Source organism: Agromyces sp. NPDC029043 (assembly GCF_055564615.1).
Map to the genome: position 1 here is coordinate 1 of NZ_JBVHVX010000034.1, position 18,492 is coordinate 18,492.

Below are 18,492 nucleotides of genomic sequence, written 5' to 3' on the forward strand. Positions count from 1 at the left end.
CGTCCCCGCGCCCATCGCGTGCGCGCCATCGCGCGCCAACGACGTGTGGAGGAAGAGTGGTCGCACTCGATTCTTCGCGAGGGGTCGCAACACGCCGCGCGCCTTCCTGCGCAGACGGCGTGTTGCGACCCCTCGATGTGCCTCTCACGCTCGAGCGCCAAGCGCGGCGGCGACCCGCTCGATGATCTCCCGGTCGGTCATGCGCTTGGATAGGCGGATCACGAGCCATCCGGACAGCGCGAGGTCGTTGTACCGGACGAGGTCCCTCGCCCACTGCGTGGGATCGGTGAGGTGGTGCTCGCCCTCGTACTCGACGACCACCCGCTCCTGCCGGAACACGAGGTCGCCGCGCGTCTCGCCGCCGTGATACAACCGGATGACGCCATTGGGCTCGGGCTCGTCGCTGCCGACGCCCTCGCGGACGAGGAGCAGGCGCGTCCGAGTCTCACGCGGCGAATAGACGTTCTCCCGCATCCCGTCGAGCGCGTGCCGGAGGCGGAGGATGCCTCGCCGGCCGCCATCCCGTTCCAGGGCCTGCTGGATCTCCGCACGGCTCGCGTACGGTTCCGGAAGCCCCAGGAGGCGGTCGCCGGCAGCGATGAGCTGATCGAGCGAGAGGACCGAGGCGAGACCGATCCACGCCTCGACCGGCGCCACGACTCGCAGTCCCTGCTCGATACGCGTCTCGATCTCGCGTCGCGTTCGCGTGCCCGCGACGCCCGCGCCTCGCGGCGCGGGTCCCCCGCCTGTGGCGACGACGTGCAGCCGCGGATCCCGTTCGAGCGCCCGGGGCAAGGGAATCCCCCAGATCCGAGCGGCGGACGGGCCTGCGAAGGCGAACCGCTGCGGCATCCGCTGCGCATACGCGTCGCATCTCGCCGCATGGTCGAGCTCGGTGGCCGCGGCCACCCGCACCCCATGGAAGGGAGCGATCAGGTCGGACCTCCGAAGCCTTTGGCGGGCGATGCCTGCTCCGATCGCGGCGGTCGTCGAGAAGGGGCGCTCCGCGAATCGGATGGGGAGCGGCGAGGGCACGGTCACCCGCCGACCCTCCCGCGCGGCGGCTCCACCCTCGCGTCCCCGCGCCCATCGCGTGCGCGCCATCGCGCGCCAACGACGTGTGGAGGAAGAGTGGTCGCACTCGATTCTTCGCGAGGGGTCGCAACACGCTGCGCGCCTTCCGGCGCGCACGGCGTGTTGCGACCCCTCGACGAGGTCGGGCGCGAGCACGCCGGCGACCGACGACCTGAGTCGGGGCGACCGTTCAGGCGGTCGGCGAGGACGCGTCGCCGGCGCGGACGAGGCCGGACTCGTAGGCGGCGACCACCGCCTGGACGCGGTCGCGCAGGCCGAGCTTGGCGAGCAGGCGCGTGATGTGCGCCTTCACGGTCGCCTCGCTCAGGAAGAGTCGCCGCCCGATCTCCTGGTTGGACAGCCCCCGGGCGATGAGCAGCCACACCTCGCGCTCCCGCGGCGTCAGCTCGGCGGCGGGGTCGGCGGCCGGCGCGCCCGGCGGGGGCGATGCGAGGTACCGCTCGATGAGGCGCCGCGTGAGCGCCGGGGCGAGCAGCGACTCGCCGCGCGCGACCGTGCGCACCGCGTCGACGAGCCGCTCGGGCGGTGCATCCTTGAGGAGGAACCCCGATGCGCCGGCCTGCAGCGCGCGGTAGACGTACTCGTCGAGGTCGAAGGTCGTGAGCACCAGCACTCGCGGCGGGTCGGGCGCCGCCGCGACCCGCGCGGTGGCCTCGATGCCGTCGAGGCCGGGCATGCGGATATCCATGAGCACGACGTCGGGCCGGAGCCGTCGAGCGGCCTCGACGGCCTCCTCGCCGTCGCCGGCCTCGCCGACGACCTCCAGGTCGGCGGCCTCGAGGAGCCCCACGATGCCGGAGCGGACGAGCGCGTGGTCGTCGGCGACCAGCACGCGCGGCGCGCTCACGAGGCATCCCCCAGCGGGAGTTCGGCGGCCACGCGCCATCCGCCCCCGTCGCTCGGCCCCGTGTTGAGCACGCCGCCGTAGACGCGGACGCGCTCGCCCATGCCGGGCAGGCCGCGCCCGCTGCCGCGCACGGCCGCCACCGTGTCGGGCGCTGCGCCGTCGCCCGGCGGCGGACCGTTCACGACCTCGACCCGCACGGCATGGTCGCGACGATCGACCCGCACCGCCACGTCGGCGCCGGGCGCGTGCTTGCGCACGTTGGTGAGCGACTCCTGCACGATCCGGTACACCGCGAGCGCGACGCCATCGGGAACGCCCGCGACCGCCTCGTCGACCTCGAGGCGGCACGCGTGCCCGGCCGCCTCCGTCTCGGCGATGAGGTCGCGCAAGCCCGACAGCCCGGGCTGCGGCGCGTACGCCACGCCGTCCTCGCGGAGCACGCCGAGCAGGTGCCGCATCTCGTCGAGCGCCTCCTGCGCGGTGCGACGCGTGAGCTGCAGGTGGCGACGCGCCCGTTCGACGTCCTTATCGAGGAACTGCTCGGCGGCCCCCGCCTGCAGCGCGACGATCGAGAGCGCGTGCGCCACGATATCGTGCAGCTCGCGCGAGATGCGGGCCCGCTCGGATGCCACGGCGTCGGCCGCGAGCCGGTCGGAGCTCTCGCGCGTGCGCTCGAGGGTGAGCGCGCGGTGCCGCACGATGCGGCCCGCCGACCACGTGGCGCTCACGAAGAAGACGAGGAACACCGTTCCGGCGGCCTCGATGCCCGGCGATCCGAAGTAGCCGAGTGCGTGCGCGGCGAGCATCGCGGCGATCGGCACCGTCCCGAGGAGCGCCGCGAACCACCACCGGGCGATGCGCTCGGCAACGGTGTACGTCGCGACCAGCAGGCTCGGGAACGGGTTGAACGTGGCATCCGCCCCGGCGAGCGCGGCGTGCCCGACGAGCGCGGCCGCGACGAGCAGCATCACGAGCGCCGGGAACCGGCGGCGCACCACGAGCGGTGCGGACACGGCGAGTGCGAAGCCGAGCTGCGCGAGCACGCTGCTCGACGGCACGAGCACGGCCTCGAGCGTCGCCCACAGGCCGATGCCACCGGCGATCGCGAGGTCGAGCGGCGTGGTCCAGCGTCGCCACCCCCTCCACGGGCCGGCGGCGGGTCCGGCGGCGCGTCCGGGACGCCCGGCCGCCGTCGCGCGGTCGTCGCGCGGCGAGGAGACGAGGGCGGAGTCGGTCGGCACGGGTCCGATGCTACGGCGGCCCGGCCCGCGTGCGACAGCGACGAAGGTCGACATCCGCACCGCCGGGGGTCGATGCGCGGGCCGACCGGAGGCTCGCGGCGACGAGCCCTGCGTCGCGACATCCGTCGACTCGCGGTCGATGCCGGTGCCTCCACCCCGTCCGTAGGTTCGCCATGTCGGCCGATCCAGGCCGCCAGACCTCATCGAACCCACGAACAGGAAGGCCTCCCATGGCTCCCGCCACCACCGACCCCGTCCTCTCGTCGCGAGCCGCAGCATCCGACTCGACGGCTCCCGTCATGAGCTTCCCGCGCGGCGGCCGCCTCGTCGGCCGCGTCGGAACCCGGCTCACGGGCGTCGCCGCGCTCACCGCCGGGGCACTCTCGATCGTCATCGGCGTGCTGCAGTTCCTCTTCCCGCAGGACGAGGACCCCGCGATCGATCCGCGCACGCGCTTCATCCTCGCGATGTTCACGGTCAGCCTGTGGGCGTTCGCGGTGCTGTTCCTGGGCCTGGCGCGCTACGCCCGCTCGAGCTGGGGTGCCGTCACGGCCGCGACCGGCACGGTGCTCCTCACGGTCGGCACCATCACGAGCGCGGTCAACGGCATCGACCTCGAGTTCTTCCCCGCGGTCGCGATGCTCGCCAACGCGCTGTGGCTCGTCGGCGCGATCGCCCTGTGCGTCTCGCTCGTCCGGGCGAAGCGCGTGAGCCTGTGGCTCGCCCTGCCGATCCCGTTCCTGCAGCTGCCGCTGCTCTTCCTGTCGCAGGTCGGCGGCGGCGTGCCCGCCGGCGCGTTCCTGCTCGTGCTGGGGTCCGTCATCCTGGCCGGCCGCCTCGAGGGGCGGGCACGCCGTCTCGCGCGCCGCTGAGCGCGAGTCGAGGGGTCGCGACGCGCCGCGCGCCTTCCGGCGCGAACGGCGTGTTGCGACCCCTCGACGACATGCAGCGACCCGGTGCCCGTCCGTCGGACGGGACACCGGGTCGGCGCTGCGGGATCAGTACCCGTACTGGGGCGGGTTGTCGTGCTGCTGGGCGGCGTCCTTCACGTCGGCCGCAGCCGTCTTGCCCTCGGACTTGACGGTCTCGACGGCCTCGCCCGCACGGTCCTTCACCGAGCCCACGGCGTCCTGCGCGTCGGACTTGAGGTTCTGGGCGGCGTCCTGCGCCACGCTCTTCACCTCGTCGACGAGCGGCGCGGCCGCCTCCTTCGCCTTCTCCGCGACCTGGCGCTCCGGGCGCGACGCCGGGATCAGCGACGAGACGAGCCAGGCGGCGCCGAGCACGATCAGGCCCGCCGCGATGGGGTTTCCCCGCGTGGCCGAGGCCACGCGCTGCGGCGCCTGACCGACGGCCTCACCGGCGGAGTGCATCGCACCCCCCGTGGAGTCGGCCATGTCGGACGCGCTGCCCATCACGCGGTCCTTGGCCCGCCGGAACACGCCCTTGACCTTCTCGGTCTGGCGGTGCACCGCCTTGCCGGGATTGACCTTGTCGGCGAGGGCGTCGACGTCCTGACCGAGCTCCGCTCGAGTCCGTTCGATGTCGGAACGGATGGCGTTCGGATCGGTAGTCATCGGTTCTCCTCATTCCTCTTCAACGTTTCCGGGATCTGCTTGAGGCTGTCGACCGTTCGGGGCAGGCCCTGCACGCGGTCGAACTCCTTCTTGCCCATGACATAGAGCACGGCGGCCACGATGCCCCAGAGGACCGCGACGATGACGGCGGACCAGCCGAGGCTGTCGATCAGGTCCCCGAGCGCCCACCACAGTGCGACCGACAGGAACAGGACCGCGAACCATCCGGCGAACCCTGCACCGCCGAACAGGCCGGCTCCCTTGCCCGCGCGCTTCGCGGACTGGGTGGCCTCGGCCTTGGCGAGCTCGACCTCCTGGCGCATGAGCGTCGACATGTCGCGGGTCACCTCGGCGACGAGATCGCCGAGCGAGGTGGTTGCGGCCTTCTGCTCCGAGGGCGTCGGCAGGTCTGCCGGCGGCGCGCCAGCGACGTGCGCGCCGGTCGACCGCGGATCGACGCCTCCCGTGTGCGCGCCGCTCATCAGAGGGCTCCGGTCCCGTCGCCCCGGCGGGTGCCGTCGCCGGGAAGCGGCTCGACGTACGGCTCGGTCCCGGTGACGCCGGCCGTGGGCTCGGATGCCCACGTGGTCTCGGGCTCGGCGACGTGCGCTCCGCCGACGGTGCCGGTCGTCCCGACGCCCGCTCCGGTGGCGTACGTGCCGCCGGTGCCGGTGTAGGTCCCGGACGTGCCGGGGTACTCGGTCGTATAGGGCGCCTCGCCGGTGCCGGTGAGCGGCGCGGCATATCCCTGCGTGCCCCTGCTCGAGTCGTCGCTCGGCGTGGCGAGCGATCGGGTCAGCCGGCCGATCACGACGCCCGCGCCCGCGGCGATCGCGAGGAAGACCCCCGGACGGCGACGCGCGAATCGCTTGACCTCTTCGAGGACGTCCTGCGGCTCACGCTGGTCGAGCCAGGACGCGACGGAGTCGGCGCGGCTGGCGACATTCTGGACGAGGTCGCGCGCGAGGCCCGACTGGGGCGGGGTTCCGGCAGCCATGTCCGAGAACTGCGACCCGAGGTCGCGGATGCCTCCAGCGGCGCGGTGCTGCTGCGTCGACGCCTGCGAGCGGACCTCGCTGCCGACGCGGTCCGCGAGCTGGCGGACCTGGTACTTCGCCTCGGACGCGACGCCGCGCGCCTCCTGCTTGGCGGTGTCGGCGACGCGATGGCCGGCCGCACCTGCTTCCTGCTTGAGATCGGGATTTCCGGTCCCTGCGGTGTTCACCATGTTCGCCCCTTCCTGTCCGAGACCGACGATGAGCCGGGCTCGATGGCGGATTGTGCATGGGCCACGCTAGGTCGACGCCGCTCGGCCTTGAAGGGTCTTGCGAGGACTGGAAACGGAGCGTATAACCCGCGCGCGTGCACGACACGCGGCGACCGTCGGCGGCTCGCTACACGTCTCGGCGACCCGATGCAACGGGGTCCCAGAGCGTCGCACGAGTGCGTAGCCTCACCAGCACGATCCGCCGCGGCGCGCCCCGCGCCCGCGGCACCCGTGCGCCAGGAGGGAGTCCGGCATGCCGGTGCAGTACGGCTACAAGCTCGCGGCCGAGGGGTTCGGCCCGAACGAGCTGGTCCGGCAGGCGCGCCTCGCCGAGGACGCGGGGTTCGACTTCGTCGAGATCAGCGACCACTACCACCCGTGGCTGGACTCGCAAGGGCATTCGCCGTTCGCCTGGTCGGTGCTCGGGGCGATCGCCGCGTCGACCGAACGCATCGGCCTCGCCACCGGGGTCACCTGTCCGACGGTCCGGTACCACCCGGCGATCATCGCGCAGGCGGCGGCCACACTCGCGATCCTCAGCGAGGGCCGCTTCACGCTCGGACTCGGCTCGGGTGAGCGCCTGAACGAGCACGTGGTCGCGGCCGGCTATCCGAACGTCGCCGACCGCCAGGCGATGCTCCGGGAGGCGATCCAGATCATCCGGCTGCTGTGGTCGGGCGGCTATCACTCGTTCGACGGCGAGTACCTGGCGCTCGAAGACGCCCGCGTGTTCGACCTGCCCGATGAGCTCCCGACCATCGCGGTGGCCGCAGGCGGGCCGGATGCCGCGGGGCTGGCCGCCGAGTACGGCGATGCGATGTTCGGCACCGACCCCGATCGAGCGCTCGTCGAGGCGTACTGGGCTCGTGGCGGCGACGGAGTGCGGTACGGCGAGGCGGCCATCGCCTGGGCTCCCGATGCCGACGCAGCCGCGCGCGCGGCGCACGAGACCTCCCGCTGGTCGCTGCTCGGATGGAAGGTCATGAGCGAACTGCCGAGCCCGGCCAACTTCGAGGAGGCCTCGGTGTTCGTACGCCTCGACGACGTGCGCGATCAGGTCTCCTGCGGCCCGGATGTCGCCGCGCATGTCGACTCGGTGCGCGCCTACGAGGACGCCGGCTACGATCGCATCGCGATCATGAACCTGGGACCGGACACCGACGGCTTCTTCGAGTTCTTTGCGAACGAGCTGCGGCCCGCGCTCACCGCAGGCTGAGCACGGCGAAGGCCGGCCCTCCATCCGCAGCACTTCCACGGTTCTTCGCATCTGCCCGGGGCATCTGCGGCGTGAATCGTGCGAATTCGGCCGACGCGAGCGGAACTTTCGTGATACTTCCGTTTGCGACATCCGTTCGCTCATGTGACCATGAGGCATGGTCACCGCCGATCGCACCCATTCCACGGCACCCGTCGTCGCGTACGCCGCGGCGCCCGCACGCGCCGTCGGACCGGTCGCGGTCGTCGGCGCACCGCCCGAGCCCGGGGCCGACGAGGTCGACGCGCTGACCCTGGGCCGACGCATCCGCGACCGCCGCGTCGCCGCGGGCATGACCCTCGGCGAGCTCGCCGTCGCGATCGACCGCGCACCGAGCCAGGTGTCCGCGATCGAGAACGGCAAGCGGGAACCACGCCTCTCGATGCTCCGCACCATCGCGCTCGCACTCGGCACCACCGCCGACGAGCTGCTGCGGCCCGACGCGCCCTCGGAGCGGGCCGCGCTCGAGATCGCGGTCGAACGCGCGCAGCGGGGTCCGGTCTTCGCCGCGCTCGGCCTGCCGACGTTCCGGGTCGCGAAGGGCATGACCGACCAGACGCTGCAGACGATCCTCGCGCTGCACAACGAGATCGACCGGTTGCACCGCGAACGCGCCGCCACGCCCGAGGAGGCCCGCCGCGCGAACGCGCAGCTCCGCGCAGAGATGCGCGCCCGCGACAACTTCTATCCCGAGCTCGAGGCGAAGGCCGCCGAACTACTCGAGGCCGTCGGCCACTCCGGCGGACCGGTCTCGCACCAGCTCGTCGCCGACATGGCGAGCCACCTCGGCTACTCGCTCCACTACGTGGGCGACCTGCCGCACTCGACGCGCTCGGTGACCGACAAGCGCAACGGCCGCATCTACCTGCCGACGCAGCAGTCGCCGTCGCGAGACTCGCGCTCCCCGATCCTGCAGGCGCTCGCCTCGCACCTGCTCGGCCACGAGGAGCCCGGCAGCTACGGCGACTTCCTCCGCCAGCGCATCGAGACGAACTACCTCACGGCCGCCATCCTGCTGCCCGAGCAGGCCGCGGTGCGCTACCTCACCGAGGCCAAGAACCTGCGCCGCATCTCGATGGAGGAGCTCCGCGACCACTTCGCCGTCTCGTACGAGACGGCCGCGCACCGCTTCACGAACCTCGCGACGGCGCGGCTCGACATCCCCGTGCACTTCATGAAGGTGCACGAGTCGGGAACGATCATCAAGGCGTACGAGAACGACGCGGTGCGCTTCCCGTCCGATGCGCTCGGCGCCGTCGAGGGCACGATCGTCTGCCGCAACTGGACGGCGCGCACGGTGTTCGACGTCGAGGACCGCTTCAGCCCCTGGTACCAGTACACCGACACGTCATCGGGCACGTTCTGGTGCACGTCGCGCATCGAGAAGGCGAAGGAGGGCGAGTACTCGGTGTCGGTCGGCGTGCCGTTCGAGCACGTCAAGTGGTTCCGCGGGCGCGAGACGCCGCACCGCGCGGTCTCGACCTGCCCCGACGAGTCGTGCTGTCGGCGCCCGCCGTCGACGCTGTCCGAGAAGTGGGCGGATGCCTCGTGGCCGGCCGCGCGCACCCCGACCTCGCTGCTCGCGGCGCTGCCGACCGGCACGTTCCCGGGGGTCGACCAGACCGAGGTGTACCAGTTCCTCGAGGCGCACGCGCCGCGGGCCTGAGCGGAGTGGGCGTTCGCGCGTCAGTGGATGACGAGCGTGCCGACGGGCGCGCCGTCGCGGTCCATGAGCTCGTGCTCGGCCGGGCCGTTCAAGTCGAGCTGAGGCACCGCGCCCGCCCAGAAGCTCAGGATCCGGCCGACCTCGGCGGCTGCGGTGTCGTCGGGAAGGGCATCGAGGTCGATCGAGATCCGCAGCTCCATACCGGCACCCTGCCACGATCGGCCCGCGGCGTCACCCCCTCGGGCGCGGCCGGATCGATCAGCCGTGTCGGTACCCGCGCACCGCGTGCACCGCGAACGACTCGGGATACGCGGCGGCCGCCGGCGGCGACGGCGGGAAGGCGAACACGTCGAGCATGAGTTGCATCGGGTACTGGGGCGACTGGGCGACGCGCTTGCGGACCACGCCGTCGATCGAGAACACGACCTCGTCGGGGCGCCAGTCGACCGCGTACCGGTGGGGCTCGCGCACGTCGTCGAGCAGGCGCACGCGCTCGAAGTCGTCGGCGATGGCCGGGTCGCGGAACGGGTGGAGGCCCATGCCGACCAGGGCGCCGCCATCGTCGGCGATGTCGCGACCGAAGACCTCGAAGACGCAGATCTCGGCGGACTGCGCCGGATCGTCCTCGACGCCGATCATCCACAGCGCGGCCATCGCGTGCTCGTCGATGCCGTCGATCGCGGCGACCACCTCGATGCGGCCGAAGTGCGGGGTGTAGAGCCGTCGATCGGGCTGGGCCTCGCGGACCACGAGCCCCTCGCGGAACGGGTGCTGGCCGGCCTCGGAGCCCACCGCTCCCGAGCGCACCGCGGTCTGCAGGTTCGACACCTGCGTCGCGCCGTCGTACTCGACCGACCACGGCGGCTGGTCGGCATCGACCCGCAGGCGCAGCACGCCGTCGCCGACGTCGTAGCGGGCGAGCGTGCGCTCGCGGCTGGACCACTGCGGCAGGTAGTGCGGTATCCACTGGGCCGGGTCGAGATCGGGACCGGAGAAGTCGGCGTCGAACTCGAGCAGGTCGGGCGAGGGCGGCGGGACGGGCGGCGCGGGGGGCATGGGCCGATGCTCTCGTGCCCCGCCGACATCCGCCTCGTCTTATTGTCCATGTGTGCAATACGTGGCATGATGGCAGGACCCGACCGACTTGGAGTGATCCCCCGTGGGAACGACCGTCTACGAGCGCCGCCGCCCGCCGGCATCCGTCATCGAGCACAGTCTCGCCGCCGCCGAGCAGCGCGTCTTCTGGATCGACGACCTGCCCGCCGCCGCGACCCCCCGGCGACCGCGCCTCGATGGCGCACACGTCGCCGACCTCGCGATCGTCGGCGGCGGGTACACCGGCCTGTGGACCGCCGTCCTCGCCAAGCGGCGCGACCCCGGCCTGCGGGTCGTGCTCGTCGAGGCGAGGCAGCCGGGCTGGGCGGCATCCGGGCGCAACGGCGGGTTCTGCGAGGCGAGCCTCACGCACGGCCGCGAGAACGGCCTGGCCCGCTGGCCCGACGAGATCGACGAGCTCGACCGGCTCGGGCTGGCGAACCTCGACGCGATCGAGGCGAGCGAGGCCGAGCTCGGGATCGACGTCGAGTTCGAGCGCAACGGCTCGCTCGACATCGCCGTCGAACCGCACCAGGTCGAATGGCTGCACGAAGCGGCAGCCGATGCCGCGACCCGCGGCGATGACACGGTGAAGCTGCTCGACGAGCATCAGCTGCGTGCCGAGATCGACTCCCCCGCCTACCTCGGCGCCGTCTGGAACACGCGCACGAGCGCCATCCTGCACCCGGCGAAGCTCGCCGCCGAACTCGCGCGCGTCGCCGAGGAGGCGGGCGTCGAGATCTTCGAGCGGTCGCCCGTGCGCCGCCTCGACACGTCGGGTTCCACCGGCTCGGTGCGGCTGGTCACCGAGCACGGCCGCATCGAGGCCACCCGCGTGGTGCTCGCCACCAACGTCTTCCCATCGCTGCTCAAGCGCAACCGCCTCATGACCGTGCCCGTCTACGACTACGTGCTCGTGACCGAGCCGCTCTCGGCGGAGCAGCGCGCGTCGATCGGGTGGGCGAACCGGCAGGGCGTCGGCGACCTCGCCAATCAGTTCCACTACTCGCGCCTCACGCGCGACGGGCGCATCCTCTACGGCGGGTACGACGCGATCTACCATGCCGGCGGCCGAATCCGGGAGCGCTACGAGGAACGACCGGCCAGCTTCGCGCGGCTCGCGAGCCACTTCTTCACGACCTACCCGCAACTCGAGGGGCTGCGGTTCAGCCACAAGTGGGCCGGCGCGATCGACACGTCGACGCAGTTCACGGCGTTCACCGGACTCGCGCGCGACGGCCGGGTCGCCTACGCGTCCGGCTTCACCGGGCTGGGGGTGGCGTCCACGCGGTTCATGGCCGAGACCATGCTCGACCGGCTCGACGGCGTCGAGACCGAGCGCACCGCCCTCGAGATGGTGCGCACGCGTCCCCTGCCGTTTCCACCCGAGCCCGCGGCATCCGTCGGCATCAACCTCACCCGCTGGTCGCTCGACCGCGCCGATCACCATCAGGGCCGGCGCAACCTCGTGCTGCGCACGCTCGACGCGCTCGGCCTCGGGTTCGACTCGTGAGCGCCGCCGACCGACTCACCGCGGGCGCGGTGACGGATGCCGCGGCGCTGCCGCTCGCCCACGAGCCCGTGCCGCACGACCGGGTCGCCGCCGGCGCGCCGACCACCGGGCACGTCGAACTCGACGTGGCAACCGACGGCGGCCGCGAGCTCGGCGTCTGGGAGATGACGCCGGGCGCGATGCGCGACACGGAGGCCGACGAGGTGTTCCTCGTCATCGCGGGTCGTGCGACGGTCGAGTTCGCGAGTCCCGTGCGACCGGCGATCGACCTGGCGCCCGGGTCGCTCGTGCGGCTCGAGGCCGGGATGCGGACCGTGTGGACGGTGCACGAGACGCTGCGGAAGCTGTACGTGGCGCCGTAGCGGCGACGTGCGGGCGCGCCATCCGCGCCGCCGCGCCGTGGTTCAGACGGAGAGCGCCACGTCGCGATCGGCCGGCACCGTGATCGCGGCGACTTCCTTCAGGCGCGGATGGCGCTCGTCGCCCCGTTCGACGACGCCCGTGTGCCAGGTGAACCGGAGGCCGTCGGCCGCGTCCACCAGCAGCGCGAGGTTGTTGTCGAACCACGGGCCCTTGACCGTGCGCCACTCGAACGGCGCGTCGGGCACCTTCGCCGAGCGCGCCGCGGCCGCGCCGACAGGCGTCGCCAGCCCGTACGACATCACGACCGCGAACCAGCGGAGGAACCGCGGCAGCGGGTTGCGGACGGGCGAGCACACCGCCTGCAGGATGCGTCCGCCATGCCCGCGCTCGACCTCGGCGAGGTAGGAGTAATGGACGTCGCCCGAGAGGAAGAGCACGTTCTCCGGCGCGGGCCCCCGCGTGCCGTCGGCGAGTTCCGCCACCATGCGTGCGACCGACTGGAAGGTGTTCTCCCACGCCGCCCAGTGCTCGAGGTCGACCGCCTGCCGCAGCCGCTCGCCGATCCGCGCCGCGGCGCGGCCCCAGGCACCCTGCGAGATCGCCTCGTCCCATGCCTCGACGTGATGGAGTCCCATCGGCAGCAGGAACGGCAGCGACGTGGCGACGATCACCTGCCGGAAGCCGCCCTGGAGCTGGCGGTCGAACCAGGCGAGTTCGTCGCGGTCGAGCAGGCCCCGATCGGACGGGTCGAGATCGCGCGCGGCGCGCGAGTCGACCACGATCAGGCGCACGTCGTCGAGGTCGCGCGCGTAGCTCCAGCGCACGCTCGTCGGCTCGCGGTCGGCCCGTTCGGCGAACGCGTCGAGCGCGCCGCTCAGGTCGAGCTCCCCATCGCCGTCGCGCTCGTGGGCGACGACCCGCTGCCACAGCTCGTCGTCCGCGCGCTCGCGCGGCGACAGGTTGCCGAGATGCTGGTACACCCAGTACGAGCCGAGTCCGGCAACGATCCGCCCGTGCCACCACGAGGTCGCCTCCATGTCGCGCTTCCAGTCGAGCGAGGCATTCCAGTCGTCGCGCACATCGTGGTCGTCGAAGATCATCGCCGTCGGCACCGTCGACAGCAGCCAGCGATTCGCCGGGTCGGACCAGGCGAGCTGGTAGAGGTGCGCGTACTCCTCGTAGTCCTTGAGCTCCTTGCCGGGTTCGTCGTGGATGTCGCGGCGACTGCGGATGAAGTCCTGCATCTCCTTCGACGTCAGGTCGGCGTAGACCTGGTCGCCGAGGAAGAGCAGCAGGTCGGGGCGCTCCTCGCTGCCGTTCGCCATGGCGAGCGCGAACGCGCGCATCGAGTCGACCCCGTGCGTGCGGTTGCCGTGCGCGTCATGGGGCACGCTCGTGCGGCACGACCCGTACGCGAGGCGCAGACGCCGTCCGGGCGTACGAGTGACGACCTGGGAGACCGGATACGACGTTCCGGCCTCCGGCCAGACCCGCTCGCCGTCGAGCTCGACCTCGTATCGGAACCCGGTGCCGGCCGGGAGGCCGTCGAGCTCGACGAGGGCGTAGTGGTGGTCGTGCACCCGGAAGGTGCGGGCCGCCCACTCCCGTCCGCCGGCGCGCACCGTCACGCGGCACGCCGTCCGCGTCTCGACCCAGATGCTCGCGGACGTCTCGTCGACGTATCGCAGCATCGGTCCCAGCACGAGCGCCGATCCACCCATGAAGCCGTTCTACCGCGTCGGGCGAGCCGGGTCCACGGGTTGCGCTGGGCGGGCAAGCGCGTCGCCCGCCGCGACGACGGTCACGCGACGGATGCCGCGGACCCGCCGTTCGCCGAGTGCGACGGGTCGGCCGCGGCCTCCGCACGTGTCGGCGCCAGGTCGACCGGGTCGATGCGGAAGGCCTGCGTGAACCGGACGAGCGCCTCGGACTCGCCGGCGAGGATGGCGACGTCGCCGGCGCCGAGCCGCCCGGCGAGCAGGTCGCGGAACTCCGCCGGTACGAGGGAGAGCTCGAGGGTCGCCTCGAACGCGGGCTCGGGCGTCGCGCGCCTCGGCTGCGGCACGGCGCCGTCCCCGATGGGCACGACCTCGAGCGTGCCGCCGACGACGATCGCCGTGACGGACGCCTCGGCCACGTGCAGCACGTACTCGGTCGGCGGCATGCCGAGCGCGACATCCGCTCGGAACGCGGCCCGCAGGGCGATGGTGACGGCTTCGCGCGTGACGAGCTCGCCGTCTCCGGGATCGCCGAGTGCGGACCAGCCCCAGCGCTCCAGCGCGAGCACCACCGGGGCGAGCCCGCTGCCCAGCGCGGTGAGCTCGTAGCCGCCGCGGACGGTCGGCACGCGGCGGATGACGCCCGCCTCCTGCAGCTCCTTGAGCCGGTCGGCGAGGATGTTCGTCGGGATGCGCGGCAGGCCCGCCTTCAGGTCGCCGTACCGGCGCGGGCCGACGAGCAGGTCGCGGACGATGAGCAGCGCCCATCGCTCCCCGACCCGCTCGATCGCCCGTGCCACGCCGTCGTACTGGCCGAAGCCGCGCGCGGCGCGCGTCGCCATCGGGCCGGCCCGGTCAGGCCGACGTCGACGGCGCGCTCGCGCCCTGTTGCGCCATGTACGCCTCGGGGCCCATCTCGGCGGCAGCGGGCTCCATGTAGAGGAACCCCAGGATGTTGCCGTCGGGGTCTTCGAGGTCGCGCGAGTACATGAACCCGTAGTCCTGCGCCTCGCGCGGCTCGGTGCCCCCCGCGGCCAGGCCCTTCGCGAGAACGTCGTCGACCTCCTCGCGGGACGCGCGGCTGAGGGCGATCGACATCTGCGCGTGGGTCGTCGTGTCGATGATCTGCTTGTCGGTGAAGGTGCCGAGGTACTCGCGCGTGAGCACCATGAAGTAGATGTTCTCGTCGAGCACGACACATGCGGCGTTGTCGTCGGTGAAGTTCGGGTTGATGCTGAAGCCGAGCGCCTCGTAGAACGCCTTCGAGCGCTCGAGGTCGACGGTGGGGAAGTTCACGAAGATGCTGGTGGCGGTCATGGTGTCCTCCGGTTCGTGCGTCGGTGATGGATGTTCCCCGGGGTTGCGACACCAGCTTGCTCTTTGCAAGTGCACTTGTCAATAGCAAGTGAATGGATGGCGCACCGAGGACGCACCGGCGCCGTCAGCGCGTGCCGCCGCCCCGTCGCACGAGGAGCGCCATGTGCAGCGCCGTGAGCGTCTCGCCGTCGTCGAGATCGACGCCCAGCAGGTCGCCGATGAGCGCGAGCCGCTGGTAGAACACCGAGCGCGACAGGTGGCTCGCCTGCGCCGCCGCGGTGCGATTGCCCGGATGCGCGAGCATGGCGCCGAGCACGTCGAGCAGGTCGCCGCCACGCGCGAGGTCATGCTCGATGAGGGGCGCGAGCATGCGCTCCCCCAGCTCCTGCAGCCGGTGGTCGTCGCGCAGCGAGGTCACGAGCCGCACGAGGGGGCGATCCTCGGAGCGGCGCACGACCGTGCCGCGCGCCTGACGCGGCAGGGGCGTGCGCGCGAGGTCGAGCGCCTCCTGCACCGAGACGAGCAGGCCGTCGAGGTCGTGGGCGGTGGCGCCGATCGCGAGCGCCACGCCCGCGGCATCCGTCGCCGGCGAAGCGATCGCGCTCGCGAAAGCCGTCGCCGCAGCGTCGTCGAAACGGGTGCCCGCGGGCAGCGACAGGAGCACGACGCGCGCCGAGGCCGGCGCGGCGCCACCCTGCGGTCGCGCCTCGAGGGCCCGCCCGCCCAGCGCCCGCGCCGCATCGTCGGCGGCGCCGTCGCGGATGCCCCCCGTCGCGACGAGCCCGACCAGGTCGGCTCCGACGAGCGGGAGCCCTGCCGCCTCGAGCCGCGCGGCCGCCCCGCCGGAGGACCCGAAGCGCCCGGCGAGCAGGTGCTCGACCAGCCGTTGCCGGCCGATGCGCGCCCACGTGTCGTCGCCGTCGGCCAGCCTGCCGAGCGCCAGTGCGATCGCGCCCTGCTCGAGCACGCTCGTGCGACCGGCCGGATGCGCCGGTCCGGGCAGCGCGACGAGGTGCCCCCAGCGGATGCCACGGGCCTCGACGGGCACGATGAGCCATGCGTCGCGATCGGCCGCCGCCGCGGAGGGGCGATGCGCGGCGCGCGAGCGCGACTGCCATCCCGCGAGCACCTGCTCCTCGGCGTCGGGCGGGAGGTCGGCCGCGACGACCTCGTGGGCGAGGTTCTCGAGCACGACCGGCGCACCCAGGGTCTGGGCCAGCTGGCGCACGATGTGGTCGGCGGGAGCACCGCGCAGGGCGAGCTCGGTGAACCGTTCGCGCACCTCGTCGCGCGCGTGCAGCGCGGCCGTCTGCTCGGAGATGATCCGCCGGTGCACCTGCTCGGTGAGCGAGACGAACTTGACCTCGCGGTGCAGGGCGGCCAGCGCGAGTCCCCGCTCCTCGGCGGCCTGCACGACCACGGCGGGCACGTACCGATAGTGGGCGCCGAGCTCGAGGACGAGCCCGGCGATGCCGGCGTCCACGAGTCCGGCGACGAACGCGCGCAGCTCGTCGGGCTCGGCGGGCCAGCCCGATCCCGTCGAGAGCAGCAGCTCGCCGCCGTTCAGCAGGCGTGCGACGCCGGCACTGTCGGAGACGTGCAGCCATCGCACGCGCGCGTCGAGGGCCGGACCGCCGACGAGCACCTCGGGCACGCCCGCGGCGACCGCGTCGAGCGCGAGGAGTTCGCGCACGCTCGGCAAGCTCTCGTCGGCGAGGGTCACCGTCGGAGGGGCGCCCAGACGATCTGTCTGGTTCACCGCGACTTCGCGACGGTATGCCATCGTTCGCCCCTTTTCGCCTCTGTCACACTGGGAGAACGCCAGCCTAACCGGTTCCGGTCGATCTGTCCGATCCCGGCGTCCGGCAGCACCGCACCAGACAGAAGGACTGCAATGAGCCTCACCGAGACCGCCACCTCGCCCGCCGCGACCGTCGACGTGCCGCAGATCGGCCACTGGATCGAGGGCGCGCTGCGCGCATCCACGTCCGGCCGCACCGCGCCCGTCTACAACCCCGCCACCGGCGCCGTCCGGGCCGAGGTCGCGCTGGCCGACCAGGCCGAGATCGACGAGGCGATCGCCTCCGCCCAGCGCGGCTACGAGACCTGGAGCCGCACCTCGATCGCGAAGCGCCAGACGGTGCTCTTCACGTTCCGCGAGCTGCTCAATGCGCGCAAGGGCGAGCTCGCCGCGATCATCACCGCCGAGCACGGCAAGGTGCTCTCCGACGCCATGGGCGAGATCCTGCGCGGACAGGAGGTCGTCGAGCTCGCGACCGGGTTCCCCCACCTGATCAAGGGCGCCTTCTCCGAGAACGCCTCGACCGGCGTCGACGTCTACTCGCTCAAGCAGCCGCTCGGCGTCGTCGGCGTCATCAGCCCCTTCAACTTCCCCGCGATGGTGCCCATGTGGTTCTTCCCCATCGCGATCGCCGCGGGCAACGCCGTCGTGCTGAAGCCCAGCGAGAAGGACCCGTCGGCCGCGCTCTGGCTCGCCGAGCTCTGGAAGGAGGCCGGCCTGCCCGACGGCGTCTTCACGGTCCTGCAGGGCGACAAGCTCGCCGTCGACGGCCTGCTCACCTCGCCGGTCGTCCAGTCGATCTCGTTCGTCGGCTCGACCCCGATCGCCCAGTACATCTACGAGACGGCGTCGAAGCACGGCAAGCGCGTGCAGGCGCTCGGGGGCGCGAAGAACCACATGCTCGTGCTGCCCGACGCCGACCTCGACCTCGTCGCCGACTCGGCCGTGAACGCCGGCTACGGCGCCGCGGGCGAGCGCTGCATGGCCATCTCGGTCGTGCTCGCCGTCGAGCCCGTCGCCGACGAGCTCATCGAGAAGATCTCCGAGCGCATCGGCCGGCTGAAGATCGGCAACGGCGCCGGCATCGACGGCGTCGAGCCCGACATGGGCCCCCTCATCACCGACGTGCACCGTGACAAGGTCGCGTCGTACGTCGACATCGCCGAGGCGGATGGCGCGACCGTCGTGGTCGACGGCCGCGGCTTCTCGGTCGACGGCCACGAGGACGGCTTCTTCTTCGGCCCGACGCTGCTCGACCACGTGCCCACCACCTCGCGCGCCTACACCGAGGAGATCTTCGGTCCCGTGCTCTCGGTCGTCCGCGTCGCGTCGTACGACGAGGGCCTCGACCTCATCAATTCGGGCGAGTTCGGAAACGGCACCGCGATCTTCACCAACGACGGCGGCGCCGCGCGGCGCTTCCAGAACGAGGTCGAGGTCGGCATGATCGGCATCAACGTGCCGATCCCCGTGCCGGTCGCGTACCACTCGTTCGGCGGATGGAAGAAGTCGCTGTTCGGCGACAGCAAGGCCTACGGCGTGCAGGGCTTCGACTTCTTCACGCGCGAGAAGGCCGTCACCAGCCGCTGGCTCGACCCGGCCGCCCACGGCGGCATCAACCTCGGGTTCCCCCAGAACCACTGACCCCCTCATCCATCGCGAGGGGTGGGGGGGGGGGGGGGGGGGGGGGGGGGGGGGGGGGGGGGGGGGGGGGGTGGGGGGGGGGAAGGGAGGGAG

At 72.5% G+C, this 18,492-nt stretch carries 18 protein-coding genes; 6 read left to right on the forward strand and 12 right to left on the reverse strand.

The window, feature by feature from the left end; translation table 11 throughout:
- Positions 1-144: 144 nt before the first annotated feature.
- The 3 genes from ACZ4TW_RS23100 to ACZ4TW_RS23110 form a co-directional block, all read right to left on the reverse strand.
- Complete coding sequence (locus ACZ4TW_RS23100; RefSeq protein WP_465546756.1) at positions 145-1,041, reverse strand: hypothetical protein; 897 nt, start codon at positions 1,039-1,041, stop codon at positions 145-147.
- Positions 1,042-1,264: 223 nt separating this feature from the next.
- Positions 1,265-1,981, reverse strand: coding sequence for a response regulator (locus ACZ4TW_RS23105; RefSeq protein WP_465546758.1), 717 nt, complete (start codon positions 1,979-1,981; stop codon positions 1,265-1,267).
- Positions 1,939-3,183, reverse strand: a complete 1,245-nt coding sequence (locus tag ACZ4TW_RS23110; RefSeq protein ID WP_465546760.1) for a sensor histidine kinase — start codon at positions 3,181-3,183, stop codon at positions 1,939-1,941. Before ACZ4TW_RS23110 ends, ACZ4TW_RS23105 begins: the two co-directional genes overlap by 43 nt.
- A gap of 230 nt (positions 3,184-3,413) precedes the next feature.
- On the opposite strand from ACZ4TW_RS23110, the gene ACZ4TW_RS23115 reads away from it, so the two are divergent.
- On the forward strand, positions 3,414-4,055 hold the full coding sequence (locus ACZ4TW_RS23115) for a hypothetical protein (protein ID WP_465546762.1): 642 nt from the start codon (positions 3,414-3,416) through the stop codon (positions 4,053-4,055).
- Between the two features lie 126 nt (positions 4,056-4,181).
- On the opposite strand, the gene ACZ4TW_RS23120 is transcribed toward ACZ4TW_RS23115, so the two are convergent.
- The 3 genes from ACZ4TW_RS23120 to ACZ4TW_RS23130 are packed head-to-tail and all read right to left on the reverse strand — an operon-like array spanning position 4,182 to position 5,988.
- Positions 4,182-4,760, reverse strand: a complete 579-nt coding sequence (locus tag ACZ4TW_RS23120; RefSeq protein ID WP_465546764.1) for a DUF3618 domain-containing protein — start codon at positions 4,758-4,760, stop codon at positions 4,182-4,184.
- A complete protein-coding gene (locus ACZ4TW_RS23125) occupies positions 4,757-5,242 on the reverse strand; it encodes a phage holin family protein (protein ID WP_465546766.1) in 486 nt (161 codons plus the stop codon). The genes ACZ4TW_RS23120 and ACZ4TW_RS23125 overlap by 4 nt, the downstream gene beginning before the upstream one ends.
- The gene (locus tag ACZ4TW_RS23130) at positions 5,242-5,988 is read right to left on the reverse strand and encodes a hypothetical protein (protein WP_465546768.1); all 747 of its coding nucleotides are present in this window, start codon (positions 5,986-5,988) and stop codon (positions 5,242-5,244) included. The genes ACZ4TW_RS23125 and ACZ4TW_RS23130 overlap by 1 nt, the downstream gene beginning before the upstream one ends.
- Positions 5,989-6,280: 292 nt before the next feature.
- Here ACZ4TW_RS23130 and ACZ4TW_RS23135 point away from each other — a divergent pair, with 292 nt between their 5' ends.
- Both ACZ4TW_RS23135 and ACZ4TW_RS23140 read left to right on the forward strand, forming a co-directional pair.
- Positions 6,281-7,243, forward strand: coding sequence for a TIGR03557 family F420-dependent LLM class oxidoreductase (locus ACZ4TW_RS23135; protein WP_465546770.1), 963 nt, complete (start codon positions 6,281-6,283; stop codon positions 7,241-7,243).
- Between the two features lie 157 nt (positions 7,244-7,400).
- Positions 7,401-8,948 carry a helix-turn-helix domain-containing protein gene (locus tag ACZ4TW_RS23140; protein ID WP_465546771.1) on the forward strand — a complete coding sequence of 516 codons (1,548 nt, stop codon included), beginning with the start codon at positions 7,401-7,403 and terminating at the stop codon, positions 8,946-8,948.
- 20 nt (positions 8,949-8,968) lie between these two features.
- Here the strand turns inward: ACZ4TW_RS23140 and ACZ4TW_RS23145 are convergent, their stop codons facing one another.
- Positions 8,969-9,148 carry a hypothetical protein gene (locus ACZ4TW_RS23145; protein WP_465546772.1) on the reverse strand — a complete coding sequence of 60 codons (180 nt, stop codon included), beginning with the start codon at positions 9,146-9,148 and terminating at the stop codon, positions 8,969-8,971.
- 58 nt (positions 9,149-9,206) lie between these two features.
- Positions 9,207-10,004 (reverse strand): glycoside hydrolase family 16 protein, encoded by a 798-nt coding sequence (locus ACZ4TW_RS23150; protein ID WP_465546774.1) that lies wholly within the window; start codon positions 10,002-10,004, stop codon positions 9,207-9,209.
- Between the two features lie 103 nt (positions 10,005-10,107).
- On the opposite strand from ACZ4TW_RS23150, the gene ACZ4TW_RS23155 reads away from it, so the two are divergent.
- Both ACZ4TW_RS23155 and ACZ4TW_RS23160 read left to right on the forward strand, forming a co-directional pair.
- Complete coding sequence (locus ACZ4TW_RS23155) at positions 10,108-11,556, forward strand: NAD(P)/FAD-dependent oxidoreductase (protein WP_465546776.1); 1,449 nt, start codon at positions 10,108-10,110, stop codon at positions 11,554-11,556.
- Positions 11,553-11,918 carry a cupin domain-containing protein gene (locus ACZ4TW_RS23160; RefSeq protein WP_465546778.1) on the forward strand — a complete coding sequence of 122 codons (366 nt, stop codon included), beginning with the start codon at positions 11,553-11,555 and terminating at the stop codon, positions 11,916-11,918. Before ACZ4TW_RS23155 ends, ACZ4TW_RS23160 begins: the two co-directional genes overlap by 4 nt.
- A gap of 42 nt (positions 11,919-11,960) precedes the next feature.
- On the opposite strand, the gene ACZ4TW_RS23165 is transcribed toward ACZ4TW_RS23160, so the two are convergent.
- The 4 genes from ACZ4TW_RS23165 to ACZ4TW_RS23180 all read right to left on the reverse strand — a co-directional run bounded on the left by ACZ4TW_RS23165 (position 11,961) and on the right by ACZ4TW_RS23180 (position 16,737).
- Positions 11,961-13,640, reverse strand: coding sequence for an alkaline phosphatase D family protein (locus ACZ4TW_RS23165; protein ID WP_465546780.1), 1,680 nt, complete (start codon positions 13,638-13,640; stop codon positions 11,961-11,963).
- An 80-nt stretch (positions 13,641-13,720) separates the two neighbouring features.
- A complete protein-coding gene (locus ACZ4TW_RS23170) occupies positions 13,721-14,479 on the reverse strand; it encodes a winged helix-turn-helix transcriptional regulator (RefSeq protein WP_465546782.1) in 759 nt (252 codons plus the stop codon).
- A gap of 13 nt (positions 14,480-14,492) precedes the next feature.
- Positions 14,493-14,954, reverse strand: a complete 462-nt coding sequence (locus ACZ4TW_RS23175; RefSeq protein ID WP_465546784.1) for a VOC family protein — start codon at positions 14,952-14,954, stop codon at positions 14,493-14,495.
- 124 nt (positions 14,955-15,078) lie between these two features.
- Positions 15,079-16,737, reverse strand: coding sequence for a PucR family transcriptional regulator (locus tag ACZ4TW_RS23180; protein ID WP_465546786.1), 1,659 nt, complete (start codon positions 16,735-16,737; stop codon positions 15,079-15,081).
- 111 nt (positions 16,738-16,848) lie between these two features.
- On the opposite strand from ACZ4TW_RS23180, the gene ACZ4TW_RS23185 reads away from it, so the two are divergent.
- Positions 16,849-18,399: a CoA-acylating methylmalonate-semialdehyde dehydrogenase gene (locus tag ACZ4TW_RS23185; protein WP_465546788.1), complete on the forward strand. Its 1,551-nt coding sequence runs from the start codon at positions 16,849-16,851 to the stop codon at positions 18,397-18,399.
- The last annotated feature ends 93 nt before the right edge of the window (positions 18,400-18,492 follow it).